A 23,759-nucleotide genomic window follows, 5' to 3' on the forward strand; every position below is an offset into this window, starting at 1 on the left:
CCCGTCCTCCCTCGGGGGAGAGGACGGGCGCCGCCGTTCGGTCGTGGGGGTGCCTTCCGGACCCGCCCTAGGTGACCGTGAGATGGAGGATCTCCTCCAGGAACGGGATCCTGAGCCAGGGGTTCGGCTGCACCATGAGCGCCAGCAGCACGATCAGCCCGCCCATGACCCCGTACGTGACCATGTCGGTGAAGCGCGACCGTACGGCGAGCATCCCGACGGACGGCAGCGCGCGCCGCAGCCCCGCGCCGGTGAGCAGCGCGACTCCGACGAGCATCGTCCCGACGCGGAACGACTGCGCGAACAGGTCCGTCCCGACGATGAACAGCCCCAGCGCGGCCAGTCCCAGCACCGTGAGCAACGGCCACTGCCGGGCAGGCGCGGGCGCGCCGCCGGGAGCGGCCCGGCCGCCGCCCTCGGGTCGCGCGGTGTCCGTGGTCATGGCCGGCGGACGCCGCGTCCGCCCGGCGGCGGTCGCGGCGGCGTCCTTGGCGTCCGGGTCGGCGAGGTCCTCGCCGGGAACCGCGGACTCGTCGGGGGCGTCCGGCTCCTCGCCCCCCGTCCGGGCGGCGGCCGGCTCCTCGCCCGGGCCCTCGGCGCCGGCGGCGCCCTTGGTGCTCACGCGCGAGGTCATCGTCAGAGCGCCGCGGCCGCGCGCTCCGCGGCCTCGACGACGTTGACCAGGAGCTGGGCGCGGGTCATCGGGCCCACACCGCCGGGGTTCGGCGAGATCCAGCCGGCGACCTCGGCGACACCGGGGTCGACGTCGCCGAGGATCTTGCCCTCACCGTTGCGCGAGACACCGACGTCGAGCACGGCGGCGCCCGGCTTCACGTCCTCGGCCTTGATCAGGTGCGGCACGCCGGCCGCGGCGACGATGATGTCGGCCCGCCGCAGATGCGCCGCCAGGTCGCGCGTGCCGGTGTGGCACTGCGTCACCGTCGCGTTCTCGGAGCGCCGGGTGAGCAGCAGGGGCATCGGGCGCCCGATGGTGACACCGCGCCCCACGACCACGACCTCCGCGCCGTTGATCTCCACGCCGTGCTCGCGCAGCAGCTGGATGATGCCGTACGGGGTGCAGGGCAGCGGCGCCGGCTCGTTCAGGACCAGACGGCCGAGGTTCATCGGGTGCAGACCGTCGGCGTCCTTGGCCGGGTCCATCAGCTCCAGGATGCGGTTCTCGTCGATGCCCTTGGGGAGCGGGAGCTGCACGATGTACCCGGTGCACGCCGGGTCATCGTTGAGCTCGCGCACGACCGCCTCGATCTCCTCCTGCGTGGCGGTGGCGGGCAGCTCGCGCTGGATGGAGGCGATGCCGACCTGCGCGCAGTCGCGGTGCTTGCCGGCGACGTACTTCTGGCTGCCCGGGTCGTCACCGACCAGGATCGTGCCGAGGCCGGGCGTGACGCCCTTCTCCTCGAGAGCCGCCACACGGGCGGTCAGGTCGGACTTGATCGCGGCCGCGGTGGCCTTGCCATCGAGAATCTGGGCGCTCATGGCCCCATCCTCCCGGATGACCCCTCGCTTGTTCCAATTCGGCCGTACACAGCCTCGGAGCGCGCGTCCGGAGAGGTTGCACTTGCACAACTCCCGGCATTCCGACTGGACAAAAAGTCGATGCTACGACGACGATGACCGCGCAGTGCCGCGGGCAGTGCAGGGGGGCAAATCACTCATAAGGCGTGAGAAGTACCTCCGCGCGGGCCGCGTCGTCCCCGCACAACCCACGGAGGAACCCGCGATGAGCTTCGGCGAACCGAACAACCCCTACGGCCAGCCGCAGGGCCAGCAGCCCGGATACGGTCAGCCGCAGGGCCAGCAGCCCGGCTACGGCTACCCGCAGCAGGCTCCGCAGGGTGTGCCCCAGCAGTACGGCTACCCCCAGGCCCCGCCGATCCAGCAGCCGTACGGCGCCGGCTACCCGGGCGCCGTCGCGGAGATGCCGGGCGGTGTGAAGTCCGCGCGGGTGATCCTCTGGATCATCAGCGCGCTCAACGTGCTCGGCGGCCTCGGCGCCATCGCCTTCTCGTTCGTGATCGACAGCGAGCTGGAGAAGTCCGGCGCCTCGTCGGCCGACGCCGACGCGCTGGCGGACCTCGGCCAGGGCCTCATGATCGGTGTCGGCATCTTCTCGATCATCGTCGGCGCGCTGGGCATGGTGCTCGCGGCCAAGTTCAAGACGGGCGGCAACGGCGTCCGGATCTGCACCATCGTCTACGCCTCGTTCATGGTGCTGTTCAGCCTCTTCTCGCTGCCCGTGGGCATCATCAGCCTCGCCCTCGGCATCCTCATCATCGTCTTCGTGGCGAAGGCGGACGGCTCGGCCTGGTTCAACCGCCAGCGCAGCCAGTACTGACCCGCGTACGCGAAGGGGCCCGGTTCCTGAGGGAACCGGGCCCCTTCGCGTCCGTACACGTCACTCGCGTCACACGCGGCGCAGCACCGCGAACTGGCCCGCCCGCGTCGCCACCTCGTACCGCGCCTCCGGATGCAGCGAGGCCGCCAGCTGGACCGGGTCCGTCACCGGCTGGGACCAGCCCGAGTCGAGGTCGAGGGCGAGGTAGTCGGGACTGACGCCCTTCGCCCCGCCCACCCAGTAGACGGTGCGGTCCGCCGTGAGGTGAGCCATCAGCGTCACGTTGGTCTCCACGCTCGCCCCCTCCGGCACCGCGTCCACCGCGCGCCTGGCGTCCAGCGTCCGGGAGTCGGTGGCGTACGTCTCCGGGCGGAGCAGCTCCCGCAGCGGGAGGTTCAGGGCGACCACGATCGAGACGGCCGTGACGACGGGGACGGCGACCTTCCCGTAGGCGACGAGCCAGCCGCGCGGTGACGTCCGGACGGCCCGGACGGCGTCGACGAGGGCGAGGAAGACGACCGGCATCAGGATGGCGCTGTAGTGCCAGATCATTCCCCAGTGGTTCGGGTCCTGGGAGAGGAAGCGCCAGCCGAGCGTCGGCAGCACGAGCAGCATCAGCGGGGAGCGCAGGGCCAGGAAGCCGGTGATGCCGACGAGGAAGAAGAGCATCTCCCACTTCACGTCGGAGCCGAGTGACGAGAGCAGGGCCTGCGCCAGGGGGACGTCGGCCCCTTCGCTCGACTTCTCGATCTTGGCCCAGTAGTCGTACTGACCCACCTTGCTCGCGGCGGGGATCAGGACCAGGACCGTGAGGGCGAAGAAGGCGGTACCGAACGCGGCCACGGCGGCGCCGAGGCGCTTCTGCCCCCGCACGAAGAGGACCGCTCCGACCATGGCGACGGTGAGCCCCATGTCCTCCTTGACGAGGACGAGGGGGACGGACCAGGCGACGGCGGCGGTCCAGCGCCCCAGGAGCAGGGCCCGGCAGGTCAGCGCGAGGAGCGGGACGGCGAAGGCGATCTCGTGGAAGTCGGACTTGACCGCTTCCTGGAGCCCCCAGGACAGGCCGTAGGCCACGGTGAGGCCGAGGCCGGCCGCGCGGCTGCCGAGCACCTGCTGTGCCGTGCGGCCGACGACGACGGCGGAGGCGGCGAAGAGCGCGGCCTGCGCGAAGAGGAGGGCGAGCGGGGAGGACCAGATCCAGTACAAGGGCGCGAGGAGTGCGGTGACCGGACTGAAGTGGTCCCCGAGTATGAGGAAGCCGGGGCCCTTGATGTCGACGACGGGCGCCCGGAACTCGGCGTAGGCCCTGACGGACTGATTGAAGATCCCCAGGTCCCAGGAGGGCGTGCGGAACTGCTCGTACTGCACCCAGGAGTAGAGGAAGTACAGCGCGCACAGCACGCCCGCCACGAGGACGTACGGCCTCAGGGGCGCCTCGGGCAGAGCGCCCTCGGGCGGCCCGGCGCCGGCCTCCGGGGCGGTGGTCTCCGCCGCCGCCCCGCTCTGAACATCCAACACCGCGCCCCCACCTAGCAGCCGCCGACAAAAGAGCAACCCATTAGACCAGAGAGGACACGACCGGCGGAATCACCGGCCAAACCCGCACGGAAGGGGAAACCTGGAAAGAGGATCAAGGGAGTGTGATGCGGGTCACATTGACGGGAGTTGGAATTCACCACTCCACTCCCAGCCGTCTCCCACCGCTCAGCGATTCTCACTGGCTGCACACCACGAGGATCTCCACCCCCACGCATTCACCATGAGCGGAATCGCTCCATCACGCTGCGATATTTCGGCCACGCTTCTTCGGCCCTGGCCCGAACTCGTCCCGCGGAGCAAATAGTTCCGTCCGGGGCCCTTCCGCACTGTGCTAGCTTCCTCGACCGCAAGACCCGTTTTTCCCACTCACTGGCACGTGAAAGGAAGAGCACATGGTCAAGCGCAGAGTCCTGGCCGCCGTTCTCGGCACCGCCGCCGCGGCCGGTATGACGATGGTCGCCTCGTCTCCCGCCCAGGCTGTCGACCGGAACTGCTACGACGGCAACTTCTGTGTCTATCAGGCGAGCAGCTTCAGCCAGTCGTACCCCATGTACCGCTTCAACATCGCGGACTCCAACTGGGGCTCCGGCCAGCCCGAGATCTACGACAAGGACAGCTCCTGGCGGAACCGGTGGAGCGTCACGGTGAAGGTGTACGCCCTCAGCGACTACCGCACCGTGAACACCTGCTTCAACCCGGGCTACGAGCTCCACCAGGGCGGCTCCTCGCAGAACGACAACGGCCGTTCGCACAAGTACGACGGAACCGGCTGGTGCTGACGCTCCGCTGAGGGCCGTCCGGCCGTTCCCGGCCGGGCACTTCCGGTGAGAAGCCGGATGCCTCCCCCTCGTCGCAGGAGGGGGAGGCATCCGGCCCCACCCTATCCCCGAGAGGACCCAGATGCTTCCCCGTCACCGGATCGGCGCCGGCCTGGCCGCCGCCGCTCTGACCGCCGTCGTCGGCTGCGGTTCCGGCACCGGCACCGGCCGCGAGGAGGCCGGCGACACCTCCGGCGGCCCGGCCGCCGCACCCGGCTCGGCGGAGGCCGCCAAGGCCGCGTCCGCCTTCGAATCCGCCAAGGAACTCGCCCGCCAGGTCGGCGCGATGGAGCTGCGGATCACCAGGAAGTGCATGGTCGCCCAGGGCTTCACCGTCCATCCCCCGGACCCGGTCGCCGCGCCGGACGCGGGCGGGGAGAAGGCTCCCGAGGGCCGCGTCTCGCCCACCGCGGAGCAGGCCGCGCGGGTCGGCTACGGCGCCGCGCCGGACGCCGGCGGCGAGCGGCCGGAGAACTCCACGCAGGAGCTGCCGGGCCCCTGGCGGGACCTGCCGGAGTCGGAGAAGCAGCGGTACACCCTGGCCAAGAACGGGGCGCCCGACCAGGTCGTCAGCTACGAGACCGGGGAGGGCACGTTCGCTTCGCCGAGCGGCGGTTGCATCGGGGAGACCCGCAAGAAGCTCTACGGGGACATGCCGAAGTATCTCCGCCTCATGTGGCTGACCGACAACGGAATGCGCCATGAGGCCGGCCGCACGGCGGAACAGTCGGACACATTCCTGAAAGCCGTCGGAATCTGGTCCTCCTGCATGGAGAAAGCGGGATACGGCGGTCTGAAATCTCCGGCCGACGCGGTGAAGAAGGCCAAGGACCACTACGGCGGAAAAGACGCCGGAAAGAATCTTGACGCGGCGGCCGTGGAATCGGGCCGAAAGAAGGAGATCGCCCAGGCGAAGGCCGATGCGAGCTGTGCCGACACCGCGAAGTACGACAGCGTGTGGCGCACCGCGAATCAGCGGGCCCTGAGCGCGCTTTACGTCAGGAACGAGGCGGACCTCGTCGCCTATCAGGAAATCCTGACCGAGGCTCAGCAGAAGGCCCGGAAGATGCTGGAGTCCTGAGATGGAGATCAGCGGCGGCCGCGCCCCGGACGACGGGGCGGTCGGCGAGGAGCGGTCGTCCGGCCCGGGACGCCGCTGGGGCCGGGCCGCGGCCGCGGCCGGAGTCGTCGTCGCGCTGGCGGCGAGCGGCGCCGCCTGGCTCGCCGCCTCCCAGGCCCGCACGCCCGAGCAGCGCGCCGCCTCGGCCGCCGCCCCGCCCCGCTCCGACGTCACCGTGCCCGCGGAGCCGGGCCCGCTGGTCGACCGCGGCACCTGGGACGGCACCCTGACCCGCAGCAGCAGTCTCGTCGTGCGCGGCCCCGAGTCGGGCGGGGGCGCGGCCCGGCAGGTGGTGACCCGGCTCTCGCTGAAGCCCGGCGCGAAACTGGCCAACGGCTCGCCGGCGGCGGAGATCTCCGGCCGCCCGCTGTTCCTCCTCGAAGGGGCGTTCCCCGCCTACCGCGACCTGGCCGAGGGAATGCGGGGCCCGGACGTACGCCAACTCCAGCAGGCGTTGCGGCAGCTGTACGGGACGCCTGCCACGGGCACGTTCGACGGCCGGACGGCCCGGGACCTGCAGCGGCTGTACCGCAGCGCGGGGTACCAGCCTCTGCCGACGAGCGGGTGCGGAGCCGCGCCCGGCGACGGCACGGACGCCAGGACGGGCGGGAGCGGGGCGGGCGGGAGCGGGTCGGCCGGGAGCGGGTCGGGCGAGAGCGGGTCGGGCGGGAGCGGGACCGGTGGAAGCGACAGCGGCGGCAGCACGACGGCCGGGAGCGCGACGGCCGGGAGCGGGACCGGTGGAAGCGGGGCGGGCGGGAGCGGGACCGGTGGGCCGGGGGCGACCTCCGCGCCGGAAGGGTCCCCCGGCCCGGCCGTGCCACCACCGCCCGCCCCGAGGGCCGTCGTCACCCTCCCCATGTCCGAGGTCGTCTTCCTCGACGCGCTCCCGGCGACCGTCGGCGAGGTCTCCGGCCGGGTCGGCGCCAACGCCTCGGACCCCCTCTTCACCGTGACCGGCGGCCGCTGGCTGATCAAGGTCCCGGTACCGGACACGGCCCTGCCCGCCTTCACCTCGCTCCCCCGCGGCACACGCGCGAAGATCACCGGCGACCGGCTCGGCGGGGGCGCGCTCCAGGGCTCGTACGAGAGCGTGTCGACCGGCAGCCCGCGACATGCGTACTTCGGCGTCACCGGCACGGTGTCCGACACGGCCCTCGGCAGCCCGGTCACGGTCGACGCCGTCCGCCGCAGCAGCTCGCCCGACTCCCTGATCGTCCCCGTCTCCGCGCTCTGGACCGACCCCGCCGGCCTCGTCTCGGTCACCGTCGTCCAGGGCGACCGGCGCCGGCACGTACCGGTGGACGTCGGCCTCACGGTCGGCGGCCGGGCGGCCGTGACCGGGACCGACCCCGCGCTCGCGAAGGGCGCGCGGCTGCTCGTCGGGTACGCGTACCGGGAGGCCGGCCTTGGCTGACGGAGCGGCGCCCGCGCCACGGGTCGTGATCGCGATGCGCGGGATCTCCAAGACCTACCCGGCCGCGACGCCGGTGACCGCGCTCAGGGACGCCACGCTGGAGATCCGTACCGGCGAGATGGTCGCCATCACCGGCCCGTCCGGCTCGGGCAAGTCCACCCTCCTCAACATCCTGGGGCTCCTCGACACCGCCACGGGCGGCACGTACGCCATGGACGGCGTCGACGTCCGCACACTCGGCGAGCGGGAGCGGACCCGGCTGCGGGCGACGCGGCTCGGGTTCGTCTTCCAGTCGTTCCACCTGGTGCCGTACCTGACCTGTCTGCGCAACGTGCAGCTGCCGCTGGTGCACACGCGCCACCCCCGCGCCGACCGCCGGGAGCGCGCCGAGCGGGCGCTGCGGTCGGTCGGGCTCGGCCACCGCGTCTCGGCGCGCCCCACGACGCTCTCCGGCGGCGAACGGCAGCGGGTCGCCCTCGCCAGGGCGGTGGTGCACCAGCCGTCGGTGCTGCTCTGCGACGAGCCGACCGGGAACCTGGACTCGGCCAGCACCGACCAGGTGATGACCCTGCTGCGGGGACTCGTCACCCCGGAACGCACCGTGGTCGTCGTGACCCACGAGCGGGACGTGGCGGAGCGGGCCGACCGCGAACTGAGGGTCGTGGACGGCCATGTGGTCTGAGCGGCCCGGAGGGCGGAACGGCCGACGCGGACGGCCCGGAGCGCGGGTGCGGACCGGGACGGCGTTCGCGGACATCGTCGTCCAGGCGGTCCACGCGGTCCTCGGGCGCCGGCTGCGCTCCGTCCTGACCGTCCTCGGGATCGCGCTCGGCATCGCCGCGGCCCTGGCGACCACCGGCATCACCGCGAGCGCCGCGGACGCCGTGTCCGGACGCTTCGACGCCCTGAAGGCGACCGCCGTGACCGTCCGCTTCCCCAACGAGGCCGCACGGCCCACCACCACGGCGACGGAACGGGCCCGGAAGCTGAACGGCGTACGGTCGGCCGGGCTGCTCTGCCCCGCCGACGAGCGTCCGACGATCTCGGCCCTCGGCCCCGGACACGACGGGGCGACCCCGCAGGAGCTGCGGGTCCTGGCCGCCGACGAGGGCGCCCTCGCGGCGCTCGGCGTGACCGCGCGTTCCGGACGGCTGCCGGACGCGGGGCACACGGCGCGCGGCGACGCGGTGGCACTCGTGGACACGGTGGCCGCCAAGGCCCTCGGTCTGGACGCGCTGCTCGAACGGGCGCCGGAGGCGGCCCCGTCGGTCCATCTCGCCGGCCGGCCCTTCACCGTGATCGGTACGTTCCGGGCGCCGGCCGGCGAGGCCCGGCTGACCGGCAGTGTGATCGTCCCGTACACCTCCTGCGCGGGCGACGGCGGCGTCCTGAATCGCCCCTCGCAGGCATCGGGCGGCGATCACCTGGTCTTCGGCGCCACCGAGGCGGTGCTGCGCACCGAACTGGGCGCCGCCCAGCAGGTGGGCCTCGAAGCCCCGCTGGCGCTCCGTCCGGAGGGCCCCGACCGGCTCGCGGCCATCGTCCCGGCCGACCTCGGGACCTTCCGCGGTGGGGTGGAGAGCGAGACACGGGCGCTGTTCCTCGGTCTTGCCGGGGTGTCCCTGCTGATCGGCGCGCTCGGCGTCAGCAACACCACGTACGTCTCCGTGGTGGAGCGCCGCTCCGAGATCGGACTGCGCCGGGCGGTCGGCGCGGGCCGGGCGGCGGTCTCGGCCCAGTTCCTCGTGGAGTGCGGGCTCCTGGGTCTGGTGGGTGGGGTGCTGGGGACGGCGGTCGGGGTGGACGTGACGGCGGGCACGGCGCTGGCGAAGGGCTGGCTGGTGGTCCTCGACCCCCGGCTCACCGCCGCCGGACCGCTGCTCGGCCTCGCGGTGGGCATGGTGGCGGGCGTGTACCCGGCGCTCACGGCGTCCCGTGTCGCCCCCGCGGAGACGCTGCGCGGCTGAACGACGGAAAGGACGGCGCCCCCCTGGGGCAGGGGGGCGCCGTCCTCACATCCGTGGAGAGGTGCGTGTCAGTGGAAGAAGTGGCGCGTGCCGGTGAAGTACATGGTCACGCCGGCCTTCTTCGCGGCCTCGACGACCTGCTCGTCCCGCACCGATCCACCCGGCTGGACGACCGCCTTGACGCCGGCCGCCGTGAGGATCTCCAGGCCGTCCGGGAACGGGAAGAACGCGTCCGACGCGGCGTACGAGCCGCGGGCCCGCTCCTCACCGGCGCGCTCGACCGCGAGCTTCGCGGAGTCGACGCGGTTGACCTGGCCCATGCCGACGCCGACCGAGGCGCCGTCCTTGGCGAGCAGGATCGCGTTGGACTTGACCGCGCGGCACGCCTTCCAGGCGAAGGCGAGCTCGGCCAGCTCCTCGGCGGACAGGGCGTCGCCCGTCGCCAGGGTCCAGTTCGCCGGGTCGTCGCCCGCGGCCTGGAGACGGTCGGTGACCTGCAGGAGCGCGCCGCCGTCGATCGGCTTGACCTCGACCGGGTTGGCCGGGGCGCCCTCCGCCCGCAGGACGCGGATGTTCTTCTTCTTGGCGAGGATCTCGACGGCGCCGTCCTCGTAGCCGGGGGCGACGACGACCTCGGTGAAGATCTCGGCGACCTGCTCGGCCATCGCGACGGAGACCGGACGGTTGACGGCGATCACGCCGCCGAACGCGGAGAGCGGGTCGCAGGCGTGCGCCTTGCGGTGCGCCTCGGCGACGTCCGCGCCGACGGCGATGCCGCACGGGTTGGCGTGCTTGATGATCGCGACGCAGGGCTCGGTGTGGTCGTACGCGGCCCGGCGCGCGGCGTCGGTGTCCGTGTAGTTGTTGTACGACATCTCCTTGCCGTGGAGCTGCTCGGCGTCGGCGAGGCCGCCGGTGCCGTCGACGTAGAGCGCGGCGCCCTGGTGCGGGTTCTCGCCGTACCGCAGCACGTTGGAGCGCTCGTACGTGGCGCCCAGGAAGTCGGGGAAGCCGGAGTCGTCGGCGGCGGCGTAGTCGTCGGCGAACCAGGAGGCGACGGCCACGTCGTAGGCCGCGGTGTGCTGGAAGGCCTCGGCCGCCAGGCGCTTGCGCGTGGTCAGGTCGAAGCCGCCGCTCTGGGCGGCCGCGAGGACGTCGGCGTACCGCGCCGGGCTGGTGACCACGGCCACGGAGGGGTGGTTCTTGGCGGCGGCGCGGACCATCGACGGGCCGCCGATGTCGATCTGCTCGACGCACTCGTCGGGAGTGGCGCCGGAGGCGACGGTCTCCTTGAACGGGTACAGGTTCACGATCACCAGGTCGAAGGGCTCGACGCCCAGCTCGGCGAGCTGGTTGCGGTGGTCCTCCAGGCGCAGGTCGGCGAGGATGCCGGCGTGCACGCGCGGGTGGAGCGTCTTGACGCGGCCGTCCAGGCACTCGGGGAAGCCGGTGAGCTCCTCGACCTTGGTGACCGGGACGCCGGCCGCGGCGATCTTCGAGGCGGTGGAGCCGGTGGAGACGAGAGAGACACCCGCCTCGTGCAGGCCGCGGGCCAGCTCCTCAAGGCCGGTCTTGTCGTAGACGCTGACGAGTGCGCGGCGGATGGGGCGCTTCGTACCTTCGGCGGTCACGGGATTGTTACCTTTCGTCCCTCAATGCGGTAGCCGTGCCGGGCCAGACGCCCCACGACCTCGACGAGCAGCGAGCGCTCGACTTCCTTGATGCGCTCATGGAGAGCGTCTTCATCGTCCTCGTCCCGGACCTCGACCACGCCCTGGGCGATGATCGGGCCGGTGTCGACGCCGTCGTCGACGAAGTGGACGGTGCACCCGGTGACCTTCGCGCCGTACGCGAGTGCGTCCCGCACTCCGTGGGCACCGGGAAAGCTGGGCAGCAGCGCCGGGTGGGTGTTGACGACCCGGCCGCCGAAGCGGGCGAGGAACTCCTTGCCGACGATCTTCATGAAGCCGGCCGAGACGACGAGGTCGGGCTCGTACGCGGCGGTGGCCTCGGTCAGGGCGCGGTCCCACTCCTCGCGGGTCGCGTGGTCCTTCACCTTGCACACGAAGGTGGGCAGTCCCGCGCGCTCGGCCCGCTCCAGGCCGGCGATCGCGTCGCGGTCCGCGCCGACGGCGACGATCTCCGCTCCGTACCCCTCGGGGTCGGCGGCGATGGCGTCGAGCAGGGCCTGGAGGTTGGTGCCGGACCCGGAGACCAGGACGACGAGGCGGGCGGCGGCCACTCGGTCACTCTTTCCGTGGTGTTTGTACGGTCGCACAAAGGAATCGTGCCTCCGGATACGGGGAACCCTACGAAGGGCCCGACCGTCAGCAACGATACCGGCACACCGGACGGCCCCCACGGGACGGGGGCGTGGCCGGGGGGTAGCGTCAGGGTTCGACGACACTGGTGACACCAGTCGACACGGCAGTTGAGACAGCAGTTGCGACGACAGAGGGAAGACGTTCAGCAGATGCCGGAACGCCAGTCCACGGACGACAACAACCCGTTCGCGCCGCCGCCCGAGGGGCAGCCGGACCAGCCGTGGCAGCCGCGGCGGCCGGAGGGCTCGGACGACGACGCGTCGTCCGGCGACTCCGGTGGCTCGGGCCGCTCCGGAGGCCGCTGGAGCAGTCGCCAGCCCGGCCGCTCCACCGACGGCTTCGGCCGCCGCCCCGAACGCCAGGGAGGCCAGGGCGAGGGGCCGAACCCGAAGTGGGACCCGACGGACCCCGCGCAGCGGCGGGCGCGGTACGCGCTGCTCGCGGGCATGTGGGCGTTCTTCTTCGCCATCTTCGAGATCCAGGAGCTGGCGCTGCTCCTGGGCGCGCTGGCCCTGTACTGGGCGATCAGCGCGCTGCGGACCAAGCCCAAGGCGGCGCCCGCGGACCCCTCCGCGCCGCCGGCGCCCGCCGCCCCGGCCGGCAACCTCCCGGCGCGCGCTCAGCGCACGGCGGCCGTCAGCGGCCTGGTCGCGGCGGTGCTGTCGCTGCTGATCGTCGCGGGGAGTTTCACGATCCAGCTCGTGTACCGCGACTTCTACACCTGCGCCGACGACGCCCTGACCAAGTCCGGCCAGCTGGCCTGCAACGACCTGCTGCCGGAGCCGCTGCGGGACGTGTTCGGGGTGCAGGAGTAGCACACGCGCCAGGGGTGTCCGACCGATCGGCCGGACACCCCCTAGTCCTCGGCGGGAGCCGGGGAGGGTGAGTCCGGCGTCGGAGGTGGCTCCGACGCCGGAGTCGTATCCGGCGTCGGGCGCTGCTCCGGCGCCGGAGGTGCATCCGGCGCCTTCCGCGGCGGGACCGGGGGCGGCGGCGTCCGTTCCCAGGCCGCCGGGAGGTAGTCGTACGGCTCGAAGCCGCCCTCGTCGTCCTCCTCCTCGGTGAGCGGCACGGGCACGGGCGTCGGCTCGGGGGCGGGCCCGGCCGCGGCCGGCGCGGGCACCGGGGCGGCGAGGGGCGCGAGCGGTACCGCCTCCGGCTCGGGGACGGAACGCTCCGGCTTCGCACCGCGCCGCACCCAGGCCCGTACGCCCAGGGCCGCAGGCACCCCGAGGGCCGCGCACCACAGCACCGTCGCCGCGCCCGTCTGCCACCACACCGGGCCGAACGCCGACAGACGGCCCGAGCCGAGCGGGCCGCCCGCGGCCGCCGCGAGGAGCGTCACCGCCGCGCCGCACGCCCAGGCCGCGAGCAGGACCGTCAAGGCCGCCTCCCGGCCCGTCCACGTGCGCGCCGAACGCCCCACGGCTCCCCCGAGGAGCAGCACGGCGACGAGCGGCACGGCGACGGCGGCCCAGTGCGGCCAGGTCCCGGGACCCTGGGCGGGCAGCGCGGCCAGCAGCGGGAAGGGCGGGACCGCGGCGGTCCCGGCGAGTCCCAGCGGTGTCGCCGAGGCACCCGCACCGAGCGCGAACCCGGGGCCGAGGCCGTACGACGCGCCCCAGACGGCCGCGTTCGGCAGCAGCGCGACGGCCAGCAGCAGGACGGAGACCTGCCCCGTCCACTCCCCCGCGAGCCCGGCGAAGGACTGCTGCGCCGCGCCCGCGTGCCAGACCAGCGAGGCCCCGAACAGCGCGGCGCCTCCCCCGATCAGAGCAACGAGCGCGGTCCCGGCGGAGCGCAGCGCCACGGCGGCGTGCTCCTGTTCCGGCAGCGGCCGCCCGTGCGCCGTCCAGACGCCCAGGCCGGCCGCGGCGCCGACCGTCGCGGGCAGCCAGAAGACGGCGGTCGGCAGGTCCGCCGGGAGCGGACCGTTCGCCGCGTAGCTCACGACACCGGCCGCGACCAGCAGGTATCCGCCGCACACCGCGGTCACCGCGCCGCCCGCGGAGGGCCTGGGCCCTCCGCCGGCCGACTCCAGCGTGTCCCGTGCGGCCCGGTGCGCGAGCCAGCCCGGCAGGGCCATCAGCAGCAGGGGCGCGACGCCCAGGGGGGCGGGCACCCCGGTGAGGGTCTCCGTGCGGACGAGGTCCACCCCGTGGGCGAGCAACCACAGACCGGCGGTCGTGTGCAGGGCCCCGCCCGGTCCGCTGTCGGGGTACGGGGAGCTGATCCACGCCGCCATCACCAGGACCGCCAGCGCGCCGAGCCCGAGCCCGGCCGCGACCCCGCCCCGCGCGACCGCTGTGGCCAGTGCGGCGGATCGCCCGCCCCGGACCCGCGGATCGGCCGTCGGCGAAGGGGTGTGCTCGGTCAGCTGCGTCACGCGCCCCATGCTCCCAACGACACGCGCTTTTCACGCGTAACAGGCAAACCGCCGTTGTGTCGCTCAAGATACGTTTATGTACTTTTCCGCCCGGAGAAGCTCTGCGGGAGGTAGTCGCCCATGAGTCCGACGAGTCGGGGAAAAGCCGATTCCGTCTCGCTGCCGCCTCCGAAGGAGCGGCGCCGATTGCGCGAGGCGTTGGGCCTCAGCGAGGAACACGTGGCCGACGCGGTCGGCGTCACACGGGCCACGGTCCGCTCCTGGGAAACCGGCCGGACGGAGCCACGCGGCCGGAAGCGGGAGGCGTACGCGAAGTTCCTGACCGCCCCTGAACCCTCCTTCGCACCCCCCGTCGCCCCCGCACCACCGGCAGCGCCCCCCGTCGCCCCCGCACCACCGGCAGCGCCCCCCGTCGCCCCCGCACCACCGGCAGCGGCCCCCGGCCGAACCGCGAGCGCCTCCCGCACGGGAACGGCCGCCGCGGCGGAGCCGGGAGCGGAGCCCGGGACGGCGTCGCCCCCGGTCAAGACGTCGCGCGCGGCCGGTCCGGGAGCCGGAGCCGGACCCGGCGGCCGCACCCCCCGGGGCGGCGCGCCCACGCCGGTCAGACCCGGCAAACCCGCCGCCGCGCCCGCCGCGGCGGCGGCGAACACACGGCCGAAGGCCGCGCCCAAGCGGGCCGGCAAGCCGCCCAGAACCCCGGCACCCGCCGGACTCGGCATCGGCGTCGGACGCGGGCCCGCGCGGCCCGTCCGGGCCGGCGCCGCCCTCACCCGACACCCCCAGGAGCGGCGGAAACCGTTGGAGACCCTCCTCGCACCCGCACCACCCGCCCCCGAGACCCCGGCGCCGAGCCCGGGCCCGGCGGAGCCCACCCTCACCCCCGAGGAGGCCTTCGACGCGCTCTACGCGCACGCGGCCCCCGGTCTCGTCCACCAGACGTACCTGCTGACCGGCCGCCGCCGGCTCTCCCGGGAGTCCGTCGAGCGCGCCTTCCACCTCGCCTGGGAGAACTGGCCCGAGGTCGCGGTGGACCGCGACCCCGTCGGCTGGGTACGGGCCGCCGCGTACGAGTACGCCCTCTCCCCCTGGCACCGGTTCCGCCGCGCCCACAAGCACCCCGACGCGCCGCCCGCCGAGGCCGGGCGCCGGGCCCTGCTGGCGGCGCTGCTCGAACTGCCGCCGCCGTACCGCCGTACCGTCCTGCTCTACGACGGACTCGGCCTCGACCTGCCCGAGACGGCGGCCGAGACCGAGGCGAGCACCCCCGCCGCAGCCAACCGGCTGCTGCACGCCCGTACCGTCATCGGGCAGCGTGTGCCCGAACTCGCCGACCCCGACGCCCTGCACGAGCGGCTGGGCGTCCTGGCCACAGAGGCGCCGACGACGGCGCTCGCCGGGCCCGAGAGCGTTCGCTCGGGCAGCGAGCGGCGCTCCCGGCTGTGGACCCGCGCGGTGATCGGCGTGACGGCGGCGCTCATCGGCGTGACGGCGTTCACGGCCGCGACCGCGCCGACGCAGTACCTGCCGGTGAACCACCCGGGCGAGACCGTCAACGGCGTGCCGGTCCGCGGCGGCTCGCCGAAGCTCACCCCTCAGGACAAGCAGCTGCGCGAGAAGCTGCACTCCCAGCCGCACCACGGTCCGGAGCGGCTGATTCCGCAGCCCGATTAGCCGCGGGGGCGTGCCGGGGCACGTATGCCAGTGGGCCCCGCCCTCCCGGTTTCCCGGGAGGGCGGGGCCCACCTGTGCGGTTCAGACGGTGCTTCAGCCCGCGAGGATCGCGCGCGCCAGCTTGGCGGTCTCGGTCGGCGTCTTGCCGACCTTGACGCCGGCGGCCTCAAGGGCCTCCTTCTTCGCCTGGGCGGTGCCGGAGGAGCCGGAGACGATGGCGCCGGCGTGGCCCATGGTCTTGCCCTCGGGCGCGGTGAAGCCCGCGACGTAGCCGACGACCGGCTTGGTGACGTTCTTCGCGATGAAGTCCGCCGCACGCTCCTCGGCGTCGCCGCCGATCTCGCCGATCATGACGATCAGGTCGGTGTCGGGGTCCGCCTCGAACGCCGCGAGGGCGTCGATGTGCGTGGTGCCGATGACCGGGTCGCCACCGATGCCGACGGCGGACGAGAAGCCGATGTCACGGAGCTCGTACATCATCTGGTACGTCAGCGTGCCGGACTTCGAGACCAGACCGATGCGGCCCGGCTTCGTGATGTCGCCCGGGATGATGCCGGCGTTGGACTGGCCCGGGGTGATGAGACCGGGGCAGTTCGGGCCGATGATGCGGGTCTTGTTGCCCTTCGACTGCGCGTACGCCCAGAAGGCGGCGGAGTCGTGGACGGCGATGCCCTCGGTGATGACGACCGCGAGCGGGATCTCGGCGTCGATCGCCTCGACCACGGCGGCCTTGGCGAAGGCCGGCGGGACGAAGAGGACGGAGACGTTGGCGCCCGTCTTCTCCATCGCCTCGGCGACGGAGCCGAAGACCGGGACCTCGGTGCCGTCGAAGTCGACGGACGTGCCGGCCTTGCGCGGGTTCACGCCACCGACGATGTTGGTGCCGTCACCCAGCATGAGCTTGGTGTGCTTCATGCCCGTGGCACCGGTCATGCCCTGGACGATGACCTTGCTGTCCTTGGTGAGGAAGATAGCCATGGTGTGCTTGACCTCGTCCCTTTACTTCGCAGCCGCGAGCTCGGCGGCCTTGTCGGCCGCGCCGTCCATGGTGTCCACACGCTGCACGAGCGGGTGGTTCGCGTCCGACAGGATCTTGCGACCCAGCTCCGCGTTGTTGCCGTCGAGGCGCACGACCAGCGGCTTGGTGACCTCTTCGCCCTTGGAGGCGAGGAGCTCCAGAGCCTGGACGATGCCGTTGGCGACCTCGTCACAGGCGGTGATGCCACCGAAGACGTTGACGAACACGGACTTGACGTCCGGGTCGCCCAGGATGATCTCCAGGCCGTTCGCCATGACCTCGGCGGAGGCGCCGCCACCGATGTCGAGGAAGTTGGCCGGCTTCACGCCGCCGTGGTTCTCACCGGCGTACGCGACGACGTCCAGGGTCGACATGACCAGGCCGGCGCCGTTGCCGATGATGCCGACCTCGCCGTCCAGCTTGACGTAGTTGAGGCCCTTGGCCTTGGCAGCAGCCTCGAGCGGGTTGGCTGCGTCCTTGTCCTCCAGCGCCTCGTGCTCGGGCTGACGGAAGTCGGCGTTGGCGTCCAGGGACACCTTGCCGTCGAGGGCCAGGATGCGGCCGTCCTTGGTCTTCACCAGCGGGTTGACCTCGACGAGGAGCGCGTCCTCGGCGACGAAGGTCTTCCACAGGGTGACCAGGGCCTCGGCGACACCCTCGGCCACGTCGGCCGGGAACTTCGCCTGGGCCACGATCTCGCGGGCCTTCTCGATGTCGACGCCGTCGACGGCGTTGACCGGGACCTTCGCGAGGGCCTCGGGGGTCTTCTCCGCGACCTCCTCGATGTCCATGCCGCCCTGCACCGACGCCATCGCGAGGAAGGTGCGGTTGGTGCGGTCGAGGAGGTACGAGACGTAGTACTCCGCCTCGATCTCCGGGGACAGCTCGGCGATCATCACCTTGTGGACCGTGTGGCCCTTGATGTCCATCCCGAGAATGTCCGTCGCGCGGGCGACGGCCTCGTCCGGGGTCGCGGCCAGCTTCACGCCGCCGGCCTTGCCGCGGCCGCCGACCTTCACCTGCGCCTTGACGACCGACTTGCCGCCAAGACGCTCGGTGGCCTCGCGCGCCGCCTCAGGCGTGTCGATGACTTCACCGGCCAGCACCGGTACACCGTGCTTGGCGAAGAGGTCCCTCGCCTGGTACTCGAACAGGTCCACGCGCGTCCGTCCCTTTTCTGATGATCGCGGTTCGTTGTCTGCGTGGGCGTGCCGCGGAGGGCAACGTGACTGCGCTGTCACAAGGGAGGCGTACACGGTGTCCGTGGACGCGGCATGTCCGTCTCGCAGGTTATCCCCGAGGGACGTGGGTCCCTAAATCGCAGATCACAACGGAGCGGTGATACGGGTCACAGATCGTAGGGGCCGCGGGGCGGTCCGTAGGGGGCCCCGGGGGCGGCTCCGGGGCCCACCACACAGGTGGGGACAGGCTGTTGCGGACCTCACGGCGCGCCGTGACGCGGGGTGAGGGGCCTCCCGTGCCCGTTGTGACATGGACCTCAGTCCGGCCGCGCTCGGCCGGTCGGGTGGTGTCGGGCTGCGGAATCCGCAGCGGTCACGGAGTGTCCGGCACCGGCAGGGGCCGCTTCTCGATCGCCGCCGCCATCACCTCGGGGAAGAGGTCCGGGGTGCAGGCGAAGGCGGGGGCTCCGAGCGCGGCGAGAGCGGCCGCGTGCTCGCGGTCGTACGCGGGAGCGCCCTCGTCGGAGAGCGCCAGCAGGGCCACGAACTGCACACCCGACGCCTTCATCGCCGCGACCCGCTTCAGCATCTCGTCCCGGATCCCCCCTTCGTAGAGATCGCTGATCAGGACGACGATCGTCTCGGCCGGCCGGGTGATCCGCGACTGGCAGTAGGCCAGCGCGCGGTTGATGTCGGTGCCGCCGCCGAGCTGGGTGCCGAAGAGGACGTCGACCGGGTCGTCGAGCTGGTCGGTGAGGTCGACGACCGCCGTGTCGAAGACGACGAGCCGGGTGGCGATCGAGCGCATCGAGGCGAGGACCGCCCCGAACACCGAGGCGTGGACGACGGAGGCCGCCATGGAACCGGACTGGTCGACGCAGAGGACGACGTCCTTGGTGACCGACCGCGCCGCCCGGCCGTGGCCGACGAGCCGCTCGGGGACGACCGTGCGGTGCTCGGGGAGGTAGTTCTTCAGGTTGGCGCGGATCGTGCGGTCCCAGTCGATGTCCCGGTGCCGGGGACGGCTGGTCCGGGCCGAACGGTCGAGCGCGCCGGTGAGGGTGGCCCTGGTGCGGGTCGCGAGGCGCTTCTCCAGGTCGTCGACGACCTTGCGCACGACGGCCCGCGCCGTCTCCTTGGTGGTCTCGGGCATGGCCTTGCCGAGGGAGAGGAGCGTGCCGACGAGGTGGACGTCCGCCTCGACGGCCGCCAGCATCTCGGGCTCCAGGAGCAGGGTGGAGAGCCCGAGCCGATCGATGGCGTCACGCTGCATGACCTGGACGACGGAGCTGGGGAAGTACGTCCGGATGTCGCCGAGCCAGCGGGCCACGGAGGGGGCCGAGGCGCCGAGACCGGCCGAGCGGTCGCCCGCGGTGGAGCCCGTGGCGCCGCGGCCGTAGAGGGCGGTCAGGGCGCCGTCCATCGCGGAGTCCGTGCCGGCGAGCGTGCGTCCCGTGCCGTCCGCCTCGCCGCCGCCGAGGACCAGCCGCCACCGCCGCAGCCGCTCGTCGTTCCCGCTTCGGGAGCCGGAGCCGGAGCCGTGTCCGCGGCGTTCGGCGCCCGCGGCGGCGGTTGCTTCGTGGGGGGCGGTGCCGGTTGCTTCGTCGGTGCCGCTCGCTTCGTGGGGGGCGGTGCCGGTTGCTTCGTCGGTGCCGGTTCCTTCGTCACTGCCGGTGCCGGTGGCGGTTGCGGCCTCGGCACCGACCGGCGCGTCGGCGGCGGTCCACGCGGCGGCGCCGGTTCCTGTTCCGTTCATCGCTCCGCTTCCGTTCATCGCTCCGCTCCTTCCGGCTCGTCGTGTCCCAGCAGCAGGCGCAGGACCGGCAGCACTCCGTCGGCCCGCTCCTCGTCGAGGCTCGCGGCGAAGCCGGGGGGTCCGGCCTCCGGACGGCTCACGGCGGCGGACGGGCCGCGCGCGACCAGCTCGCCCAGGGTGCGCCGGACTCCCGGTTCGTACGCGGAGAAGGTGCGCCGCAGCAAGGGCAGGACGTCGGTGAAGGTGTCGGCGGGGACGCCGGTCAGCCAGTCGTCGACCAGGGCCAGCAGCCGTTCGTCGTGGACGAGGATCATGCCGCCTCCGGCGGCGCCGCCGACGAAGCCCTCGATCCAGGCGGCCGCGTCGGCGGGCGCCGTCCCGGGCGAGAGCGCGAGGCCCATGAGCCGCGCGGCCTCGTCCTCGTCGAGTCGCCGCTCGTCCAGGAGGAGCCGGGCGGCGCGCCCCCGAAGGATCCCGGGGACGGCGTCGCGGTCCGCGAGCTTGCGGAGCACGCCCGTCCAGCGCTCGGTGCGTTCCGCGCTGTCGGGGAGCAGCCCGAGGGCGCCGTGGACCGCGTCGAGGTGCCCGCGCATCTCGGCGGCGGCCTCGGCGTCCAGTCCGGCGCAGGCCGGCGGGAGGCCGACGCAGATCCGCTCGGCGAGCCCGGCGGCCACCTCGCCGAGCGCGGCCGTGTCGGTGTCACGGACGTCTCCATAGCGCAGGGACCTGGCGAGCGCGGGCAGGGCCTGGGCGAGGTGCCCGACGTCGGAGTCGAGCGCGGCGCGGTCGGCGAGGGCCGTCATAACAGCGGGCAGGGCCTCCCCGAGTCCGGCGAGCAGGCACTGCTCGGCGAGCGCGGTGATCTCGGCGAGCGTCGTGGCCTCCAGGGCGCGGGCCTCTGCCCTGGCGGTGGCGGCGGATTCGACGGTGGTGCCCCAGACGCCCGCCTCGGCGACCCGGACGTGCAGCTCCGGCTGCCACCGCAGCCGCCAGCTCTCCCGGAAGGTGCCGGTGCTGCCGCGCCCGGTGACGGGCTCGCCCCAGCCGACGCCGAGCAGCCGCAGCCGGTGCAGCAGTCTGCTGCGGGCGGTGTCGTTCTCCTTGCGCAGATCGAGCTCCAGCTCACGCTCCTGTGCCTCGGGCTTGAGGCGCAGCCCGCGCTGGAGCCGGGCGAGGTCGCGCTGGAGCGGTACGGCGGGCGCGTCGGCGGGGACCTCGCCGAGGACGTCGCCGACGACGAGGCGGTCGCGGACGAGGTCGAGCGGGACGTCGGAGCCGTCGCACATGACGGCGCGTACGGCGTCGGTGGTCTCGCCGAGCCCCGCCAGCGGCCGGCCGCGCAGGGCCGCGAGGGTCTCGGCGAGCCGTACGGCCTCGATGACATGGGCGGAGGAGACGATCCGGTCCTCTTCCCTGAGGAGGCCCGCGACCTTGGTCATCCAGCGTTCGACGGGCCGGTCGGGGGCCGCGAAGAGGTGTGCGTACCAGCCGGGCGCGTCGATGCCGGCGCCGTATCCCGAGCGGCGGGCGAGCCGGCGGTGCGTCCAGGGCACCCAGGTCGTCTCGGTCTTGACCTTGGGAAGGCCCTTGAGCAGGGCGCGGTCGGCCGCGACGGTGGTCCTGCGGGCCAGCGCCGGCACGTGCCAGGCGCCGCAGACGACGGCCACGGAGTCCCCGAACTCCTTGCGGGCGGCGCGCAGTCGGAGCCGCATGTGGGCCTCGCGGATCAGGTCGCGGGCGTGGCCGCCGTCGCCGTGGGCCTCGCGCAGGGCGCCCATGGCCTCCGCGACCGCCGCGAACGGGGCAGTGGGGTCGGCGGGCGCGGTGGCGCCGCGGAGTTCGATCACGTCCTCCCACCAGCGCTCGGGGTCGTCGTACCCGGCGGTCCGCGCGAGCTCGCCGATCGGGTCGACGCGCAGCCCCTCCTCGGCCTCGTCACCCGTGGGGTCGGTGGCTCCTACGGGGTCGGTGGCGGCGAGGCTGTGGGCGGCGGGCAGGTCGATGAAGCGGACCTCGGCTCCATGGGTCAGGCCCCAGCGGATCGCGACCCACTCGGGCGAGAACGCGGCGAAGGGCCAGAACGCGGCCCGTCCGGGGTCGTCGACGGCGTGGGCCAGCAGCGCGACCGGCGGCCGCATCTCCTCGTCCGCGGCGAGCGCGAGCAGTCCGTCCGCCTCGGGCGGACCTTCGATCAGGACGCACGCGGGGCGCGCCGCGTCGAGCGCCCCGCGCACCCCGCGCGCCGACCCGGGGCCGTGGTGCCGCACCCCGAGCAGCAGCGGTCCGGAGTCGCGACGCGCGACGGGCGGCGATTCCGCGGCGGCCACCCGGCGCTCCGGCGCGGGCCGGTCCGGTGGGGCCGCGGGGACCTCGCCGGCCGTCACCGTCGAAGGCGTCGTCACGCGCTCACCTCGCGGCAGGCGCGGTAGAAGTCCTTCCAGCCGTCGCGCTCCCGGACGACCGTCTCCAGGTACTCCTGCCAGATGACCCGGTCCGCGGCCGGATCGCGGACGACGGCGCCGAGGATGCCCGCGGCGACGTCCGCGGGGCGCAGGACTCCGTCGCCGAAGTGGGCGGCCAGGGCGAGGCCGCCGGTGACGACGGAGATGGCCTCGGCCGTCGACAGCGCCCCCGAGGGGGACTTGAGCTTCGTGCGGCCGTCCGTGGTGACCCCGTCGCGCAGCTCGCGGAAGACGGTGACGATCCGGCGGATCTCCTCGACGCCCTCGGGGACGGCGGGCAGGTCGAGGGAGCGGCCGATCTGGTCGACGCGGCGGGCGACGATGTCGACCTCCGCCTCCGGCGTGGCCGGCAGGGGCAGCACGACGGTGTTGAAGCGGCGGCGGAGCGCGCTGGAGAGGTCGTTGACCCCGCGGTCGCGGTCGTTCGCGGTGGCGATGAGGTTGAAGCCCCGTACGGCCTGCACCTCTTGGCCGAGCTCCGGCACGGGCAGGGTCTTCTCGGACAGGATCGTGATGAGCGTGTCCTGGACGTCGGCGGGGATGCGGGTGAGCTCCTCGACGCGGGCGGTCAGGCCCTGGGACATCGCGCGCATGACGGGACCGGGCACGAGGGCGTCCCGGCTGGGGCCGTGGGCGAGCAGCCTGGCGTAGTTCCAGCCGTAGCGGATCGCCTCCTCGGGCGTCCCCGCGGTGCCCTGGACCAGCAGGGTCGAGTCGCCGCTGACGGCGGCGGCGAGGTGTTCGGAGACCCAGGTCTTGGCGGTGCCGGGCACTCCGAGCAGGAGCAGCGCCCGATCGGTGGCGAGTGTGGTGACGGCGACCTCGACGATCCTGCGCGGTCCGACGTACTTCGGCGTGATCACGGTCCCGTCGGGCAGCGTGCCGCCGAGGAGGTAGGTGGCGACGGCCCACGGCGAGAGCTGCCAACGGGCGGGCCGCGGGCGGTCGTCGGCGGCGGCGAGCGCCTTGAGCTCGTCCGCGAAGGCGTGTTCGGCGTGGGGCCGCAGGACCTCGGCGCCGGATGCGACGCCGGTGTCGCCGCCCGCCCCGAAGCCGGCCTCCGCTCCGGTCGGCGCGGTCGCCCCGGTGCCGCTTCCGGCACCGGGGACGGCGCTCGTGATGGTTTCGGGCACGGTCATGGATCCCCCTCCAGATCGTTCGACCTGTTGTGGGATCCACCGTGCACCACGCCACTGACAATCGGCCGTCGCCGCGGTCAGGGGGCCAAGTCCGCGGGTGCGGAAGGGAGTCAGCCGCCGGCGATCGGGGAGACGGCGACGCAGCCGCCGGCCATCGCCTGCTCGCCCTTCGCCTCCTTGATGACCTTGCCCTTGTGGATGACCTTGCAGGTGAGGTCGGCCGCCGGGTCGAGCGAGAGCGGCATGACGGCGGGCGGCATGACGCCCTTCAGCGTCACCGTCTTCGTCCACGGCGTGGCCGGCTTGGTCTCCTTCTCGAGTTTCGGCTCCATGGCCGAACCGCTGCCGCCGTGGAACTCGATCGACTCGATGTTCTTGCCGGTGACCTCGTACGTGACCTCGTAGGTCTCGTTGACGGCCTTGTCGACCTGGTCCGCGGCCTTGTCGGCGGCGGCGGAGCAGGCGCCGAGGCCGAACGCGAGGCTGGTGGCGGCGAGGACCGCGACGGTGGTGCGGATGCTGCGCTTCATGAGGTGTCTCCCCCGTGGGTTCCGTGGTTGCCTCCGCACACAATCGCAAAGGGAAGGTAAAGTCAAATG

20 protein-coding genes are annotated in these 23,759 nt (G+C 73.3%); 8 read left to right on the top strand and 12 right to left on the bottom strand.

Annotation, left to right across the window (positions count from 1 at the left end):
* Nucleotides 1-67: 67 nt before the first annotated feature.
* Together AB0D99_RS17025 and AB0D99_RS17030 are read right to left on the bottom strand one after the other, a co-directional pair.
* Entirely contained in the window at nucleotides 68-622 is a 555-nt protein-coding gene (locus AB0D99_RS17025; protein WP_362361874.1) for a DUF3017 domain-containing protein, read from the bottom strand.
* 14 nt (nucleotides 623-636) lie between these two features.
* Nucleotides 637-1,497: a bifunctional methylenetetrahydrofolate dehydrogenase/methenyltetrahydrofolate cyclohydrolase gene (locus AB0D99_RS17030; RefSeq protein WP_362361877.1), complete on the bottom strand. Its 861-nt coding sequence runs from the start codon at nucleotides 1,495-1,497 to the stop codon at nucleotides 637-639.
* Between the two features lie 244 nt (nucleotides 1,498-1,741).
* Here AB0D99_RS17030 and AB0D99_RS17035 point away from each other — a divergent pair, with 244 nt between their 5' ends.
* Nucleotides 1,742-2,356, top strand: coding sequence for a hypothetical protein (locus tag AB0D99_RS17035; protein WP_362361880.1), 615 nt, complete (start codon nucleotides 1,742-1,744; stop codon nucleotides 2,354-2,356).
* Between the two features lie 69 nt (nucleotides 2,357-2,425).
* Here the strand turns inward: AB0D99_RS17035 and AB0D99_RS17040 are convergent, their stop codons facing one another.
* Complete coding sequence (locus tag AB0D99_RS17040; RefSeq protein ID WP_362361883.1) at nucleotides 2,426-3,877, bottom strand: DUF2079 domain-containing protein; 1,452 nt, start codon at nucleotides 3,875-3,877, stop codon at nucleotides 2,426-2,428.
* Nucleotides 3,878-4,290: 413 nt separating this feature from the next.
* Here AB0D99_RS17040 and AB0D99_RS17045 point away from each other — a divergent pair, with 413 nt between their 5' ends.
* The 5 genes from AB0D99_RS17045 to AB0D99_RS17065 all read left to right on the top strand — a co-directional run bounded on the left by AB0D99_RS17045 (nucleotide 4,291) and on the right by AB0D99_RS17065 (nucleotide 9,220).
* Nucleotides 4,291-4,677 (top strand): peptidase inhibitor family I36 protein, encoded by a 387-nt coding sequence (locus AB0D99_RS17045; protein WP_362361886.1) that lies wholly within the window; start codon nucleotides 4,291-4,293, stop codon nucleotides 4,675-4,677.
* A gap of 121 nt (nucleotides 4,678-4,798) precedes the next feature.
* Entirely contained in the window at nucleotides 4,799-5,797 is a 999-nt protein-coding gene (locus tag AB0D99_RS17050) for a hypothetical protein (protein WP_362361889.1), read from the top strand.
* Nucleotide 5,798: 1 nt separating this feature from the next.
* Nucleotides 5,799-7,253 (top strand): peptidoglycan-binding domain-containing protein, encoded by a 1,455-nt coding sequence (locus tag AB0D99_RS17055; protein WP_362361892.1) that lies wholly within the window; start codon nucleotides 5,799-5,801, stop codon nucleotides 7,251-7,253.
* The gene (locus AB0D99_RS17060; RefSeq protein WP_362361895.1) at nucleotides 7,246-7,935 is read left to right on the top strand and encodes an ABC transporter ATP-binding protein; all 690 of its coding nucleotides are present in this window, start codon (nucleotides 7,246-7,248) and stop codon (nucleotides 7,933-7,935) included. The genes AB0D99_RS17055 and AB0D99_RS17060 overlap by 8 nt, the downstream gene beginning before the upstream one ends.
* Nucleotides 7,936-7,981: 46 nt before the next feature.
* On the top strand, nucleotides 7,982-9,220 hold the full coding sequence (locus tag AB0D99_RS17065; protein ID WP_362361898.1) for an ABC transporter permease: 1,239 nt from the start codon (nucleotides 7,982-7,984) through the stop codon (nucleotides 9,218-9,220).
* Nucleotides 9,221-9,288: 68 nt separating this feature from the next.
* Here the strand turns inward: AB0D99_RS17065 and purH are convergent, their stop codons facing one another.
* Together purH and purN are read right to left on the bottom strand one after the other, a co-directional pair.
* Nucleotides 9,289-10,851, bottom strand: coding sequence for a bifunctional phosphoribosylaminoimidazolecarboxamide formyltransferase/IMP cyclohydrolase (gene purH, locus AB0D99_RS17070; RefSeq protein ID WP_362361901.1), 1,563 nt, complete (start codon nucleotides 10,849-10,851; stop codon nucleotides 9,289-9,291).
* Nucleotides 10,848-11,462 (bottom strand): phosphoribosylglycinamide formyltransferase, encoded by a 615-nt coding sequence (gene purN, locus AB0D99_RS17075; protein ID WP_362361904.1) that lies wholly within the window; start codon nucleotides 11,460-11,462, stop codon nucleotides 10,848-10,850. The genes purH and purN overlap by 4 nt, the downstream gene beginning before the upstream one ends.
* A 231-nt stretch (nucleotides 11,463-11,693) precedes the next feature.
* On the opposite strand from purN, the gene AB0D99_RS17080 reads away from it, so the two are divergent.
* Nucleotides 11,694-12,359 carry a hypothetical protein gene (locus AB0D99_RS17080; protein ID WP_362361907.1) on the top strand — a complete coding sequence of 222 codons (666 nt, stop codon included), beginning with the start codon at nucleotides 11,694-11,696 and terminating at the stop codon, nucleotides 12,357-12,359.
* Between the two features lie 41 nt (nucleotides 12,360-12,400).
* Here AB0D99_RS17080 and AB0D99_RS17085 read toward each other — a convergent pair whose 3' ends face one another.
* A complete protein-coding gene (locus tag AB0D99_RS17085; protein WP_362361910.1) occupies nucleotides 12,401-13,939 on the bottom strand; it encodes a DUF6350 family protein in 1,539 nt (512 codons plus the stop codon).
* Between the two features lie 111 nt (nucleotides 13,940-14,050).
* Between AB0D99_RS17085 and AB0D99_RS17090 the strand changes: the two genes are divergently transcribed.
* Nucleotides 14,051-15,604, top strand: coding sequence for a sigma factor-like helix-turn-helix DNA-binding protein (locus tag AB0D99_RS17090; RefSeq protein WP_362361913.1), 1,554 nt, complete (start codon nucleotides 14,051-14,053; stop codon nucleotides 15,602-15,604).
* Between the two features lie 93 nt (nucleotides 15,605-15,697).
* On the opposite strand, the gene sucD is transcribed toward AB0D99_RS17090, so the two are convergent.
* The 6 genes from sucD to AB0D99_RS17120 form a co-directional block, all read right to left on the bottom strand.
* The gene (gene sucD / locus AB0D99_RS17095; protein ID WP_260229316.1) at nucleotides 15,698-16,582 is read right to left on the bottom strand and encodes a succinate--CoA ligase subunit alpha; all 885 of its coding nucleotides are present in this window, start codon (nucleotides 16,580-16,582) and stop codon (nucleotides 15,698-15,700) included.
* 21 nt (nucleotides 16,583-16,603) lie between these two features.
* On the bottom strand, nucleotides 16,604-17,782 hold the full coding sequence (gene sucC / locus AB0D99_RS17100; RefSeq protein WP_362361917.1) for an ADP-forming succinate--CoA ligase subunit beta: 1,179 nt from the start codon (nucleotides 17,780-17,782) through the stop codon (nucleotides 16,604-16,606).
* 394 nt (nucleotides 17,783-18,176) lie between these two features.
* The gene (locus tag AB0D99_RS17105; RefSeq protein WP_362361920.1) at nucleotides 18,177-19,577 is read right to left on the bottom strand and encodes a VWA domain-containing protein; all 1,401 of its coding nucleotides are present in this window, start codon (nucleotides 19,575-19,577) and stop codon (nucleotides 18,177-18,179) included.
* Nucleotides 19,574-21,886 (bottom strand): DUF5682 family protein, encoded by a 2,313-nt coding sequence (locus AB0D99_RS17110; protein WP_362362226.1) that lies wholly within the window; start codon nucleotides 21,884-21,886, stop codon nucleotides 19,574-19,576. The genes AB0D99_RS17105 and AB0D99_RS17110 overlap by 4 nt, the downstream gene beginning before the upstream one ends.
* A 71-nt stretch (nucleotides 21,887-21,957) precedes the next feature.
* Complete coding sequence (locus AB0D99_RS17115; protein ID WP_362361923.1) at nucleotides 21,958-23,160, bottom strand: AAA family ATPase; 1,203 nt, start codon at nucleotides 23,158-23,160, stop codon at nucleotides 21,958-21,960.
* 110 nt (nucleotides 23,161-23,270) lie between these two features.
* Nucleotides 23,271-23,690, bottom strand: coding sequence for a hypothetical protein (locus tag AB0D99_RS17120; protein WP_362361926.1), 420 nt, complete (start codon nucleotides 23,688-23,690; stop codon nucleotides 23,271-23,273).
* Between the last annotated feature and the right edge of the window lie 69 nt (nucleotides 23,691-23,759).

Origin of the sequence: Streptomyces sp. NPDC047971, assembly GCF_040653355.1 — a bacterium.
Classification (GTDB): domain Bacteria; phylum Actinomycetota; class Actinomycetes; order Streptomycetales; family Streptomycetaceae; genus Streptomyces.